This is a genomic window from Rhodococcus sp. 05-2255-1e (assembly GCF_002259025.1).
GTDB classification, from domain to species: Bacteria; Actinomycetota; Actinomycetes; order Mycobacteriales; family Mycobacteriaceae; genus Rhodococcoides; species Rhodococcoides fascians.
The window spans coordinates 220,256-232,860 of record NZ_NOZE01000003.1; the positions used below are offsets into that span (position 1 = coordinate 220,256).

Annotated in this window: 13 protein-coding genes and 1 riboswitch; of the genes, 8 read left to right on the forward strand and 5 right to left on the reverse strand. The window is 66.7% G+C overall.

The window, feature by feature from the left end; genetic code table 11:
* Positions 1 to 47: 47 nt before the first annotated feature.
* Positions 48 to 191, forward strand: coding sequence for a hypothetical protein (locus CH262_RS27435; RefSeq protein WP_167327272.1), 144 nt, complete (start codon positions 48 to 50; stop codon positions 189 to 191).
* Here the strand turns inward: CH262_RS27435 and CH262_RS01120 are convergent.
* From CH262_RS01120 to CH262_RS01130, 3 genes are read right to left on the reverse strand one after another with little or no spacing between them, the layout of a single operon-like run.
* A complete protein-coding gene (locus tag CH262_RS01120) occupies positions 160 to 711 on the reverse strand; it encodes a phosphatase PAP2 family protein (RefSeq protein ID WP_230591092.1) in 552 nt (183 codons plus the stop codon). The two genes, CH262_RS27435 and CH262_RS01120, sit on opposite strands and share 32 nt — an antisense overlap.
* Positions 701 to 3,427, reverse strand: coding sequence for a sacsin N-terminal ATP-binding-like domain-containing protein (locus CH262_RS01125; RefSeq protein ID WP_032385743.1), 2,727 nt, complete (start codon positions 3,425 to 3,427; stop codon positions 701 to 703). Before CH262_RS01125 ends, CH262_RS01120 begins: the two co-directional genes overlap by 11 nt.
* Positions 3,424 to 4,542 carry a DUF3027 domain-containing protein gene (locus CH262_RS01130; protein ID WP_080731862.1) on the reverse strand — a complete coding sequence of 373 codons (1,119 nt, stop codon included), beginning with the start codon at positions 4,540 to 4,542 and terminating at the stop codon, positions 3,424 to 3,426. The genes CH262_RS01125 and CH262_RS01130 overlap by 4 nt, the downstream gene beginning before the upstream one ends.
* A gap of 41 nt (positions 4,543 to 4,583) precedes the next feature.
* On the opposite strand from CH262_RS01130, the gene CH262_RS01135 reads away from it, so the two are divergent.
* The 3 genes from CH262_RS01135 to CH262_RS01145 are packed head-to-tail and all read left to right on the forward strand — an operon-like array spanning position 4,584 to position 7,664.
* Positions 4,584 to 5,432, forward strand: a complete 849-nt coding sequence (locus CH262_RS01135) for a glutaminyl-peptide cyclotransferase (protein WP_032385855.1) — start codon at positions 4,584 to 4,586, stop codon at positions 5,430 to 5,432.
* Positions 5,433 to 5,436: 4 nt separating this feature from the next.
* Positions 5,437 to 7,155, forward strand: coding sequence for an MFS transporter (locus tag CH262_RS01140; protein WP_179274882.1), 1,719 nt, complete (start codon positions 5,437 to 5,439; stop codon positions 7,153 to 7,155).
* Positions 7,152 to 7,664, forward strand: a complete 513-nt coding sequence (locus CH262_RS01145) for a DUF2771 domain-containing protein (protein ID WP_032372961.1) — start codon at positions 7,152 to 7,154, stop codon at positions 7,662 to 7,664. The genes CH262_RS01140 and CH262_RS01145 overlap by 4 nt, the downstream gene beginning before the upstream one ends.
* A gap of 3 nt (positions 7,665 to 7,667) precedes the next feature.
* Here the strand turns inward: CH262_RS01145 and CH262_RS01150 are convergent, their stop codons facing one another.
* Positions 7,668 to 8,084 carry a cold-shock protein gene (locus tag CH262_RS01150; protein WP_167327283.1) on the reverse strand — a complete coding sequence of 139 codons (417 nt, stop codon included), beginning with the start codon at positions 8,082 to 8,084 and terminating at the stop codon, positions 7,668 to 7,670.
* Between the two features lie 190 nt (positions 8,085 to 8,274).
* Here CH262_RS01150 and CH262_RS01155 point away from each other — a divergent pair, with 190 nt between their 5' ends.
* The 3 genes from CH262_RS01155 (at position 8,275) to CH262_RS01165 (ending at position 9,970) form a co-directional block, all read left to right on the forward strand.
* The gene (locus tag CH262_RS01155) at positions 8,275 to 8,493 is read left to right on the forward strand and encodes a hypothetical protein (protein WP_027495896.1); all 219 of its coding nucleotides are present in this window, start codon (positions 8,275 to 8,277) and stop codon (positions 8,491 to 8,493) included.
* A 3-nt stretch (positions 8,494 to 8,496) separates the two neighbouring features.
* Entirely contained in the window at positions 8,497 to 8,871 is a 375-nt protein-coding gene (locus CH262_RS01160; RefSeq protein WP_027495895.1) for a YccF domain-containing protein, read from the forward strand.
* Positions 8,872 to 9,141: 270 nt separating this feature from the next.
* A riboswitch (cyclic di-AMP (ydaO/yuaA leader) is annotated at positions 9,142 to 9,350 on the forward strand.
* 8 nt (positions 9,351 to 9,358) lie between these two features.
* Entirely contained in the window at positions 9,359 to 9,970 is a 612-nt protein-coding gene (locus CH262_RS01165) for a transglycosylase family protein (protein ID WP_027495894.1), read from the forward strand.
* A 77-nt stretch (positions 9,971 to 10,047) separates the two neighbouring features.
* Here the strand turns inward: CH262_RS01165 and CH262_RS01170 are convergent, their stop codons facing one another.
* The gene (locus CH262_RS01170; RefSeq protein ID WP_008719333.1) at positions 10,048 to 10,236 is read right to left on the reverse strand and encodes a hypothetical protein; all 189 of its coding nucleotides are present in this window, start codon (positions 10,234 to 10,236) and stop codon (positions 10,048 to 10,050) included.
* Between the two features lie 61 nt (positions 10,237 to 10,297).
* Between CH262_RS01170 and CH262_RS01175 the strand changes: the two genes are divergently transcribed.
* The gene (locus CH262_RS01175; protein WP_032372962.1) at positions 10,298 to 12,589 is read left to right on the forward strand and encodes a helicase-associated domain-containing protein; all 2,292 of its coding nucleotides are present in this window, start codon (positions 10,298 to 10,300) and stop codon (positions 12,587 to 12,589) included.
* Positions 12,590 to 12,605 lie beyond the last annotated feature (16 nt).

A 12,605-nucleotide genomic window follows, 5' to 3' on the forward strand; every position in this document is an offset into this window, starting at 1 on the left:
TAGGTTATGTCAGTTTCGATAACCTTTGATCCACGAAAGCACAGGCCATGAAGTTCGTCGCTCAGTACCGCAACCGCCGCAACCACGTCCGCTCGCTCCGCGCCCTTTACGCACGCGCCAACGCTGTCTCCAGCCCGGCCATGCGTGACGAGCTCCTCGTCATCGCGCAGCGCTCGGATTTCTCGCGCTGATCGCTTTTTCGGCGTAGATCCAACCCAGCCCCCACAGGGCACCGAACACCCAGCCGGCCAGCACGTCCGTCGTCCAGTGCGCACCCAGATAGATCCGAGAGAATCCGATCAGCAGGGCCGCGACCACAGGCAACGTCAGTAGCACCGGCCGATGCAGCCACGGAGTGGACGATCGCAGCATCACCGCGATCGCCACCGTGGCAAGCAACATCGACATCGTCGCGTGGCCGGACGGAAACGAATGGCTCGAAATCTCCACCAGCCGTTCGGGAATCGGTGGACGTTCCCGCGCGAACGCGAACTTCAGCGCATTCATCAGCCCCCACCCGGTGAGCATCGAACCCGCGACCATCCACGCGTCGACAGTCCTCTTGGACGTCAGCAACGCGCCCCACGCCCCCGCGGACAACACGAACATCATGAAGGTGTTCCCCACCGTGGTGATGATCCAGAACATCGTCGTGACCCAGCCGACTCGATGCTCGACCATCCACTCCAACACGGCATGGTCAGGCCCCACGAGTTCGCTCCCAACTTTCCACACAATGCACTGTTCCGTCCGGTGTCACCCACCACGGCACAGCGCGGTCACCGCTGACAGCTCCCGACAACCGCACCACCAGTTCGCGGTGCACCACCACCGAACCTGTCGGCAGCGGTAGCCCGAGCACCGCACAGGCCAGCACGGCCCCGGGCTCTCGATCCCACGAACTGACGCGTCCGACTCCGCGAACCTCGCCGGTGATGGCCTCCGACGCCCGCCTGATGTCGAGGACGTCGGCCAGCGCGGCTGCCGTGGTCATGTCCGAGAGCACCGCCACCTCCGGTGGCACGACCGGTGCCAGCCACGGCGCATCGACGACCAACCCGTCCGACGCATCGGCCACGGTGCCGCCGAGAGTGCGCACGCGATCCGGTGGATCGAGATCCGCCACGTCGATGCGTCGATCCAGGACGGCACTGGCGATCAGCGTGTGCGTGCGCGCGATCACCGCCGCCGTCGGATGTCGCTGAGGGTCCTCGAGTGCACGCAACAACACCCGCGCGCTCTCGACGCTCTCACAGGTCGACGCGGCGAGCACCGCGTGCAGTTCGTCGGCGCGCGGATGATCCAACGGATCGAGCAGACCGGCGAACGTCTCGTCCGACGGCGCCCGGAACGTGATGGGCGAGCGGTTGTCGATCAGCGCATGACGTCGCAGCCACCATGCCGTGTAGCCGTCCCGGTCGGTCAAGGCTGCACGGGTACTCGGTTCGTCGAGCAGAATCGTCAGAGCTTCGGCCCAGGCATCCGACCGGACCAGGTCGAGATCACGAACCGCAACAAGGGTTTCCGGCTCCGTGGCCAGACTCGACCACCAGGCGGGCTCGTCGTCCAGGTCGTGATCCGGCCCCGTCGGACACTCGTCGCGCACCACCGAGAACCCCCAGCCGACGCCCACCGCGCGCAGGGCCCGCTTCCCGAACCTGGCCACCGAGGCCGCCGACAGAACACCGAACGGCGAATCCCGAACCAACAGCCTCGCCAACGGTGCACCGGGCAGCAACAGTTCGTCCGCACTGCGCAATTCGCCCTCGTCGTCTTCGAGTGGCAGACTCCCGAGCCACCCCGGAAGCGCTCCCGCCTCCCCCGCCAGCGCCAGCACTGCCGACACCAGGCCATCCACCTCGTCGCCGTCCCAATCGAGATCGTCGAGGGCCGCTTCGAGGGCGGGATCCGACAACAGCTCGGCCGCAGTGGCCTCCCGCGCACCCAGCCGAATCAACAACGGACTCACCGCATCCGGATGCACCAGGCGTACCCACGTCACCTCGGCCGACGCGTCCGACCCGACGACGGTAGTCCGTGGACCGGTGACCGTACGACCGTCGGCAAGCGGAACCGGCAGCGCAGCAAGTTCTTCCGCTGCGACCCCGTCCACGACGAGCGGTGTCAAGGCGTCGTAGAGTCGCCGCCACCAGGCCGGCTCACGGGCGTGCCCGCCGAGCATCTCGGCCAACCGCGCCAACCCGATCCGGTGCACCCCCACCGCCGACAACGCCGACGCGTGCCGCGCGCCCGACAGAGCGGCGTCCACCAGATTCGGGACCACATCGAGCAACACCGCAGCCAGTTCCTCGGTGGCATCGGCCAGAACATGGGCACGTTCGGGTACGAGATCGGGTCCATCGGCAGCGGGAAGCCATGGTGCGGTGGACAATCGGCGAAAGATCAGCTCACGTAGCTCACCGTCGATAGCACTGCGCGCGAAGCCGACCTCGGGTACGAACGACACTCGCGCGGACGCAGGCAACGACGCCACGAAATCGGGATAACCGTGGGCCACCTCGGCGACAGAGACGCCGGGCAACACCCGTCGACGATCCGGTTGCATGGGTACATCGGCAACGACCAACGCGGGCAACGACAGCAGCTCGTCCGACCGCGTCGGGGCCCGCAACACATCCGGCGCTGCGGGAACGGGTAGACCGTCGACCATCGGAACGATCCACCGCGCAGCCGAGGTGGTGTGCTGCAGCCACGTTCGCGAACCGATGGCGATCTCGACGCGTGCATCGTCGAGTTCCGTTCTCACACAGTCGACGACGACACCGTCGATCTCGATGGAATCCAACGCTTGGAGCTCGAGCAACAAGTCGACGGCCTCGTCGAGGAACCCCCCGGCAAGGGATTCCGACTTCACATCGGGTCGCGGCGTCAACACGATCTCGGTATCGAACCCGGCAGCGGGCGGCGTGGAAGTAGGCCACGCCAACCGGAGCACCGGCACACCCGACTCCGGCACAGTCATGTCCCGCTCGCGCAACGCGCTCAGAGTGCGCTCGGCGCTGAACGTCACCCCGCCACCGTGCGAGCGGACCTCGATCTCGTCGGACACCGATCGCACCGCGGTGAACCCGACCCCGAACTGCCCGACACCCGGATCGGCCGCAGCCTTCGCCGACGCCCGCAGCGCGGTGAGAGCGTGCACACCCGACACGTCCAGTGCGGCACCGGTGTTGGCGACATGCAGTGCACCCGCCTCGTCGGTCCACACCGAGAGCCGACCCGGGACGCCGGCTCGCTGCGCAGCATCAGCCGCGTTCTGTGCCAACTCGGTCAACAAACGATCGCGGTATCCCCCGCGCACCAGATCTGCCTCGGATGCCGAATCTTCCCGCAGCCGCGTGGGCGAGGAACCCCAGGACGCGAGAATCGACTCGCGAAGCGACCCGGTACCGAAAGGATCGATCAGCTCGGCGATGCCGAATCCTCCTGCTGCACACCATCGTCGACACTGGAATCGGCGTCGAGCTCGACATCGGAACCGACATGGGTCGTCTCGGCATCGACTGCGGGAGACGCGTCATCAGTCGACGAAGCGTCGCCAGTGGAAGGGGCTGCATCAACTGCATCGTTCCCGGTCTCGACCACCTCTGGCTCTGCCGGTGCGGAGTCTGCCGACTCGGGTGCTGCCGTGTCGGGCTGGGGTGCCTTGGACTCCGTCACCGCTACCGTCTCGGCCGACGAGACGATCGCTTCCGAATCATCTTCTGCAACAGCGTCGTTCGCGGTAGGCTCGTTCGTCTGTGCGGCACCGGTCGGCGACGGGGTGACGTCGAGTGCTGCGTCGTCGTACGGCTCGAACTGCGGCGAGCCCGCTCCGGTGGGCAGCTCGGTATCGGAGTGCGCGCCGCAACCGTATTCGACGTGCACCACATGACCGTCGGCGGCGAACTCGTTGCCGCACACTCCGAACGCTGCGGAGAGCGATCCCGCGAGGGGTAGGTAGAAACCGCAGAGTCCGCACGTGGACGGCGCGGCCTTGGCCATCTCGCTGTCCGGGCCGAAGTCGCCGTCGTGCCATCGTTCGGCGGCATCGAGCCGTCCTTCGAGGCTGGTGACCTGAGTGCGGCCGAGCCCGATCTCGCCGGCCACCTCGTCGATGGCGGGGTCACCGGACGCGACGTATCCCGGCACCAGTCGCGGGTCGTCACGACGTGGAGAGAGCAGATCGCCCGGCCCGAGATCACCGGGTCGGATGCGCTCGTCCCAGGGCACCCAGGACGGTGCCACGAGAGCATCGGGACCGGGTAGCAGTACGAGTTCGCTGACGGTGGCGTGATCGGCGTCGTCGGGAGCAGCGACGACAACGGCCCACTGCCATCCGCGATAGCCGTCCAGATCGCTGGCGAAGCGGTGGGTGGCAGCGCTGTCGTCCTCCACGGTCACGCCGAGGTACTCGCCGACACCGCCCTCTCCCAGCTCGAGCAGAGCCTGCCGCGCGAGGTCCACGGCATCGGCCAAGACGGGGCGGATGGATCCGAGCTCTGGAGAAGATACGACACTCACACATTCAGTTTGCCGCATCAACTCGGTGACGCCCAGTTCGGGCTGCCATCATGGATGCAATGACCGTCCGCGCTCGCACCTTCGCTGCACTCGTGATGTCCCTGTTGACCGTCACCGCCTGTTCGTCCACGTCGGGTCCAGGCGACTCGGACCCCATCGCGTCGGACTCGGTACCCACGCTGGGTGCCGAGGTTCTGCGTTCCTACGATCGCGCCGACGACGCCTTCACTCAGGGGTTCGAGATCGACGGTGATGTGCTCTACGAGGGCACCGGGCTGGAGGGCTCCTCCTTCGTCCGCCGCACGTCGCTCGAGAACATGACCGAGCTGGAGCGGGTCGATCTGCCGTCCGACCTGTTCGGCGAGGGCATCACCGTCGACGGCAACACCCTGTGGCAGATCACCTGGCAAGACGGAGTCGCCATCGCCCGCGACCGAGACACCCTGGCCGAACAGCGCCGAGTGAACTACGACGGCGAAGGATGGGGGCTGTGCACGCAGGGTGAAGGAACCCCGGACGACCGACTGGTCATGAGCGACGGCACGTCCATCCTGACCTTCCGTGACCCCACATCCTTCGACGCCGTGAACACCGTCGACGTCACACTCGACGGCAATCCGGTGGAACGACTCAACGAACTCGAATGCGCCGAGGACGGCTCGATCTACGCCAACGTCTGGCAGACCTTCGACATCATGCGCATCGACCCCACCACCGGCCGCGTCACCGCCGTCGTCGACGGTAAGCCGATGTGGGATTCGATGTCTGCCACCGAGCGAAACGGAGCCGACGTCTTCAACGGCATCGCCCAGATCCCCGGGACCGACAGATTCCTCGTGACCGGCAAATTCTGGCCCAAGATCTTCGAGGTGCGATTCACCGATCCCGCGGCCGTAGGACAGAATTGATCACGTGACCGATCCGCGACTCCCCCACCCCACGCCAGGTGCGGAAAACACGGGCGTTGGCAACGAAACCGGTCACTCCACTGCTGACGAACAGAGCTCGGAGCATCCCGGTTTCGTCAACTATCCACCGGCCGACCCCCGTGCTGTCCAATCCGGTGCCGGCGGCCACGTTCCGAGCCGCCGCCAACCGTTGCCGCCGCTGCACCCGGCGCGCACGCAGCAGATCACTGCCGCGCGCGGCCGAACCGGCGGCCGTAAGCCACCACCGATGCCCAAGAAGCTCACCGTCACCCGCGTCGCGGCGATGCGTGGGCGCGAGCTGACCGGCAAAGGAATCGCGTCGTTCCAGCGGGCTGCGAAAGCCGATGGGGCGGACAAGTCCGGGCTGACCGCGCTGACCTACGCGACGATGGCGAACTTCGCATCGGACGCTGCCCTGGCGATTGCACTGGCCAACACGCTGTTCTTCTCCGCGGCGACCGGTGAGGACAAGACGAAGGTTGCGCTGTACCTGGTGATCACCATCGCTCCGTTCGCGCTGATCGCGCCGCTGATCGGCCCGTTGCTCGACCGGTTGCAGCACGGCCGACGCATCGCGCTGGCCACCTCGTTCGGCCTGCGTACCGTGCTGGCGGTGGTGTTGGTGTTCAACTTCGACAGTTGGGTGCTCTATCCAGCGGCGCTGGGCATGCTCGTCCTGAGCAAATCGTTTGCGGTACTCAAGAGTGCGGTGACGCCGCGGGTACTGCCACCGGAGATCGACCTCGTCCGCGTCAACTCGAGGCTCACCGTCTTCGGACTGCTCGGGGGCACCATCGCCGCAGGCGCTGTCGCCGGCGGTATCGCCTTCGTCGCCGATTCGCCCGGCGCACTGTGGTTCGTCGCCGCGATCACCGTGCTCGGCGCATACCTGAGCATGCGCATCCCGTCCTGGGTGGAAGTGACCGAGGGCGAAGTTCCGGCCACCCTCGGCTACCACGCCGACCAGCATCACAGCAGCGATTACCCCGGCAGCGGTGCCCCGACCGAGAAGCTGAAGCGCACCCCACCGCCTGCCACCGCCGCCAAGAACCGCAGGCAGCCACTGGGCCGTGCGGTGATCGTCGGACTCTGGGGCAACGGCACGATCAGAATTCTTACCGGCTTCCTCACGCTGTACATCGCGTTCGTCGCAAAATCCCGCACCGAACACGAGCCGCTGCAGCAGGCCGCAATGCTCGGACTGGTCGGAGCCGCCGCCGGTCTCGGCAACTTCGCCGGCAACGCACTCGGTGCCAGGATCAAGCTCGGCCGACCATCGGTGGTCGTCCTGCGGTGCACGGTCGCGGTGACGGTCGTCGCCGTCGTCGCAGCTGTCACGGACAGTTTGCTCACCGCCGCCGTGGCCGCCCTGGTCGCGTCGAGCGCGAGCGCACTGGCCAAGGTCTCGCTCGACGCGTCTCTGCAGTCCGACCTGCCTCCGGAGTCCATTGCATCCGGGTTCGGCCGCTCGGAAACCGTCATGCAGCTGTGCTGGGTTCTCGGCGGAACGCTCGGGGTGTTGCTTCCCACCGAGTACTGGCTCGGTTTCACGGTCGTGTCGGTGTTGCTTACGATCGGCCTCGTGCAGACCTTCCTGACCTACCGCGGTCGATCATTGCTACCCGGGTTCGGTGGCAACCGGCCCGACCATGTCGAACAAGAAGTATCCGACAGCTCCTACGGCGAAAACGTGACCAAGTGAACCTGGCTCCCCGCACCAAGAAGATCGCGTCGCTGATCGCCGCCGGCCTGTTCGTGATCGCGGTCGCGTTCGTCGGGGTACTCGCAGTCCTGATCGGCAATGCCCCCGACAAGGAACCGGTCGTCACGGCGTACTCCAACGGTCGAGCCGTACAAGTCGAGCCCTACCTGTACTGCGCCGTGAGCGACCCGCTGTGCACCAACGTCGGCGAGACCGCCGAGATCCAGGTGGGATCTGCCCCGACGGTGCAGTTGTCGATGCCCGAGGCCGTCTACTCCGCGCCGTGGGAACTGGCATTGGTCTACGGCGACGACACCGGGGCGGTCGTCGAGAGCAGCCAGTTCAATCAGCCGGGAACCCGGCTGAGCGTCACCGTCCCGACGACGGACGACGGCGGCCGAACCCTGCTCGGAATCGAGGTTCGGCTACCCACGGGAATCATCGACACCGACACCAATACCGAGAGCTTCGTCAGCCACGCGATCTGGTCCATCGGCACGCGTCCGTAACGATCAGCTGTCGAGCTCGCGAGCGACGGCGCGGACCACCTCGGAGATGCGCTGAGCGATCTTGCGGTCCGGGTACTTGCCCTTGCGGAGTTCCGGCTGCACCGTCGCTTCGAGCAGCGTGATCATGTCCTCGACCATGCCGTGCAGTTCGTCGGGTGTGTGCTTGCGCTCGACGGGCTCGCGGCGGGTGCTGCCGCTGTTCTGGCGAATCGACGGGGCAGGCTCGAGAACCTTCAGGCTCAGTGCCTGCGGGCCACGACGGCCCGCGGCCATGCCGAATTCGACGCGCTGGCCGGCTTTGAGGCCGTCGACGCCTTCGGGCAGCGCTGACGAACGCACATACACGTCCTCGCCTTCCTCCTGCGAGAGGAATCCGAATCCCTTGTCGACGTCGTACCACTTCACCTTGCCGGTCGGCACTGAGCTCACCCGTTCATCTGTTGCTGTCGTTGGTTTCGTATCCGCACGCCCGATGTCGGGACCCTGCGGTGTGCACAAGTTTCGCGCCCCACGAAAACGCAGGACGCGAATACGCCAGTCTAGCGCGCAGGCCCCGAATAGGGCATTCCGGTTTTTCGCACGACGCACCGCCGCGCACTACCGTGGTGGTGTGGACTCATCTACTCGCAAGCGAAGTACTGCACTGCTGCGCATCGCGCTGGTGCTGTTCGCGATCGGCCTCGTTGCCATCGTCGCGATCCTGTTCTTCCCGGTCTTCTCCGACGCCAAGCCGCCGCTGGGCCTGTACCTGACGGCGATGTTCTCGGCACCCGCCGGATTCGTGCTCGCTCTGGTGTACGCGCTGCTCTCCGGCCGACGGGCGCGATAGATCATGCGACTGCTCCTGAACGTCATCTGGCTCGTGTTCGGTGGACTGTGGCTCGCACTCGGCTACTTCTTCGCGGGACTCCTGCTGTGCATCCTGATCGTGACCATTCCGTTCGGGATCGCGTCGTTCCGCATCGGCGTCTACGCCCTGTGGCCGTTCGGGTCGACGATCGTCGACAAGCCCGGCGCGGGTTCGGGTGCCCTCGTGGGCAACGTGCTCTGGCTCGTCCTCGCCGGGTGGTGGCTGGCGCTGACACACGTCGTCACGGCGATCGCGATGGCCATCACGATCATCGGTATTCCGCTCGCGATCGCGAACCTCAAGTTGATTCCGGTCTCGCTCATGCCGCTGGGGAAAGACATCGTTGCGGTTCGGTGACCTTTCGAGGCCCCCTCGCGTGATGTGACTTCCGTCACATCACGCTTCGGTAACAGACCGGCAACAGCACGGGGTCGATCACCGAGAACAGCCACTAGCTGGGCCTATTCGAGCGACCGGAATCAGACCGTCGGGACGGTCGCTGACACACGAAAAAATCGACAGTTACCAAATAGTGACGTAACCCGGGAATTTCAGTACGGTCAGCAGCGGCCGGAAAGTTCGGCCGAATTCCGGCCCGCAGCGCCAAACCTCGTCCCGCGGGAACCGGAACAACCCTCGACGATCACCCAGGGGACGAGGACGGGGGACCCACGTCCTCCACGGACAACCGGGAACTTGTAGCGACTCACGAAGCCGCACCGAGTTCCCTTGGGGTGAAGCCCAATTGCTCATCCGATATGGAAGAGCAAGAAGGCCGGGCTACCTCTCAGCCCGAACCCGACAGCTGACCTCGCAGGCGCGTGTGGAGAGGATTTCAACTCGTATGAGCGGACGTCATCGCAAGCCGAGCACCACTGGCAAGACCGTCGCAAAGGTCGCCGTCACCGGTGCCATCATGGGCACCGCGGGCATTGCCTTCACCGGTACCGCCAACGCGGCACCGGATTCCGACTGGGATCGCCTTGCGCAGTGTGAAGCAGGCGGCAACTGGGGCATCAACACCGGCAACGGCTTCCAGGGCGGATTGCAGTTCTCCCCCAGCACCTGGAACGCACACGGTGGACAGCAGTACGCGGCAACGGCCAACCAGGCCAGCCGTGAAGAGCAGATCGCAGTCGCCGAGAAGGTCCTCGACTCGCAGGGCTGGGGCGCATGGCCCTCCTGCTCCTCGAGCCTCGGTCTGAGCAGCGCACCCACCGAGCGCAGCGTTCCGGCCACTCCCAAGGCACCGGAAGTTCCCGCCCTCCCCGATCTGACGTCGATCCCGTCGATCGATGCGTCGGCCGAGGTCGTCAACGGCATCGTCACCGCCGTCCAGAACATCACCAACGATCCCCAGATCGCGTCGTTCGTACAGAACGCCGCTCAGGGCATCCAGCTCGATCCGCAGGTCGTCAGCTTCTACCAGGCGAACAAGGCGTTCCTGCCCCAGTAGCAAGAACCGCCGCTATACGAGAAAAGCCCCCGACATCTCGAAGATGTCGGGGGCTTTCTCGTGTTCGGGCGCCGTTGTCAGCGATTGACGACGGTCACCGGATGGGCGTAGGGCAGGTCTTCGACGGGCAGCGGGAACTCGGTGTCCTCACCGAAGGGCGACAAGCCACCCGATCGAGCGGACGAGAGTTCGGTCACCGCGTGGTCACCGCGAGCGGTTTCCGGCCAGCCTGGATCGACATAGGGCTTCTTCGACTTGTTCACCATGGGCCCATTTTGACACCTGCCCTGCGGCGAGCACCAGCCCAGGTCTCTAATCTGATAGACGATGACCGACACGACTGCGCCCCGACACACCGACATGCCTCCCGATCTGCCTCAGTGGATCGCAGCTCGCACAGACGCGGAGCTGATCAAGGCCATGTCGTTGCGTCCGGATCTGACTGCGCCGCCGCCCGCCTCGCTGGCAGTGCTGGCCGGCCGGGCAGAGCAACGCCGGTCGATCCTGCACACTGCGGACACCCTCGACACCCTGGCCCTGACCGTGCTCGAGATCCTGGCCATCGAAGAGGCCTACGAGCGTCCGGTCACCAGGGCCACGCTGCTGTCCGTCATCGCCAAGCGCGCCCCGGCCAAAGCCGTGGACAGAGCGCTGTCCCAACTGCGCGAACGCTTTCTCGTCTGGGGCGACGCCGCTGGGTTCCGGATCAGCGCAACCGCTGCGGACGCCGTGCCGTGGCGCATCGGCCGCGCTCTCGACCCGGTGGACACCCTCACCGAAACCCACATCACCACAGCGCTGGCCGCACTCGAAGACGGCGAACGCAATCTTCTCGACACCCTGGCCAGGTCTTCGCCCACCGGCCGTACCCGAGACGCCGCGCCGGGCACCCCACCCGATCGGCCCGTGCAGAAACTGCTCGCCGCAGGCCTGCTGATCTGGTTGGACGAGCAAACCGTCGAACTCCCCGTCCAGGTCGGTCAGATATTGCGCGGCGAGCCCATGACGGATCCCCGCTCACTCGCCGAGCCGAAGCTGACGACCACTGCACATGCGCTCGCCGACGTCGACGCTGCCGCGGCGGGCGAGGCACTCGAGCTCGGGCGGCACTGTGTGGCCATCATCGAGGCGCTGTCCGCGTCACCGGCTCCCGCCCTCAAGGCCGGCGGGCTCGGAGTGCGCGAGCTGCGCAAGATCACCAAGGCCACCGGACTCGACGACGACCGCGTGAGCATCCTCGTCGAACTGCTCGCCGCCGCCCATCTGATCTCCAGCGGAACCCCGGACCCTGTCCCCTCTGCCGACACCGGCGACGACTACTGGGCACCGACGCCCGCCGTCGACGCGTGGCTCGCCGCGGCCCCGGCCGCCCGGTGGCACACCCTCGCCTCCGCCTGGCTCGAGACGCCGCGAGCACCGTGGGTGATCGGCATGCGTGACCCCAACGACAAGCCCATCGCCGCGTTGTCGGACGAAGTCCGCTCGCCTGCCGCGCCCCGCGACCGTCGCATGATCCTGGAGCTTCTGGCCGAGCTCGGCAGTGGACACGCCGCGACGCCCACCGACCTCACCCGCACACTGACGTGGCGTCGACCCCGGTGGTCCGGACGGTTCGGCGTGACCCCCGTCGGGCACGTGATCGCCGAGGCGACCGCGCTGGGAGTGGTCGCGCGCGGCGCGATGTCGACGCCGGGACGCTCGCTGCTGCACGACGGTAATGCCGAGGCCGACATGCGCGCGGCACTCCCCGAGCCGATCGACTACGTGTTGGTGCAGGCCGACCTGACGCTGGTGGCACCGGGACCGCTCGAACCGGATCTGCAGGATCGGATCGCGCTCGTCGCCGACGTCGAGTCGGCAGGTGCCGCGACGATGTATCGCATCAGCGACACGAGCCTGCGCCGGGCCCTCGACGTGGGCCTGACGGCCTCGGAGTTGCATTCGTTGTTCGCGACCCATTCCCGCACTCCGGTTCCGCAGGCCCTGACGTATCTGATCGACGACGTGGCCAGGCGTCACGGCCGACTACGCGCCGGCGTGGCCGCGTCGTTCGTCCGGTGCGAGGATCCGGCGTTGCTCGCCGAGGTGATGGCCTCTCCGGCCGCCGAGTCGCTCGCCCTGCGCGCCCTCGCCCCGACCGTCGCCATCTCCCAGGCACCGCTGGCCGAGGTGCTGTCGGTACTCGCCGGAGCCGGATTCGCGCCCGCGGGTGAAGACTCGTCCGGCACCATCGTCGATCTTCGAGCCCGCGGCTCCCGGGTGTCGGCGCGGCGGCCGCGTCAGACCTTCCGTACCCCGGCCGTTCCCACCGACGAGCAGCTCGGGTCGTTGGTACGCGGAATGCGAGCCGCCGACCGCGCTGCGGGCAACGGCGGTGCGGTGGTGCGCGCCGACGGATCTCGCGCGAGCAGCACCGCGACCATGACGCTGCTGCAGACAGCAGCGAAGGTCAAGCGCAGCGTCAGCATCGGGTACGTCGACGCGCAGGGCGTCGCGACCCACCGCATCGTCGATCCGATCAGCATCGGCGGCGGCCAACTCGACGCATTCGATCCCGCCACCGGGGGCGTGCGGCGGTTCACTCTGCACCGCATCACCTCCGTCGCCTTGGTGGACTGAGTCACTGCTCACGTGC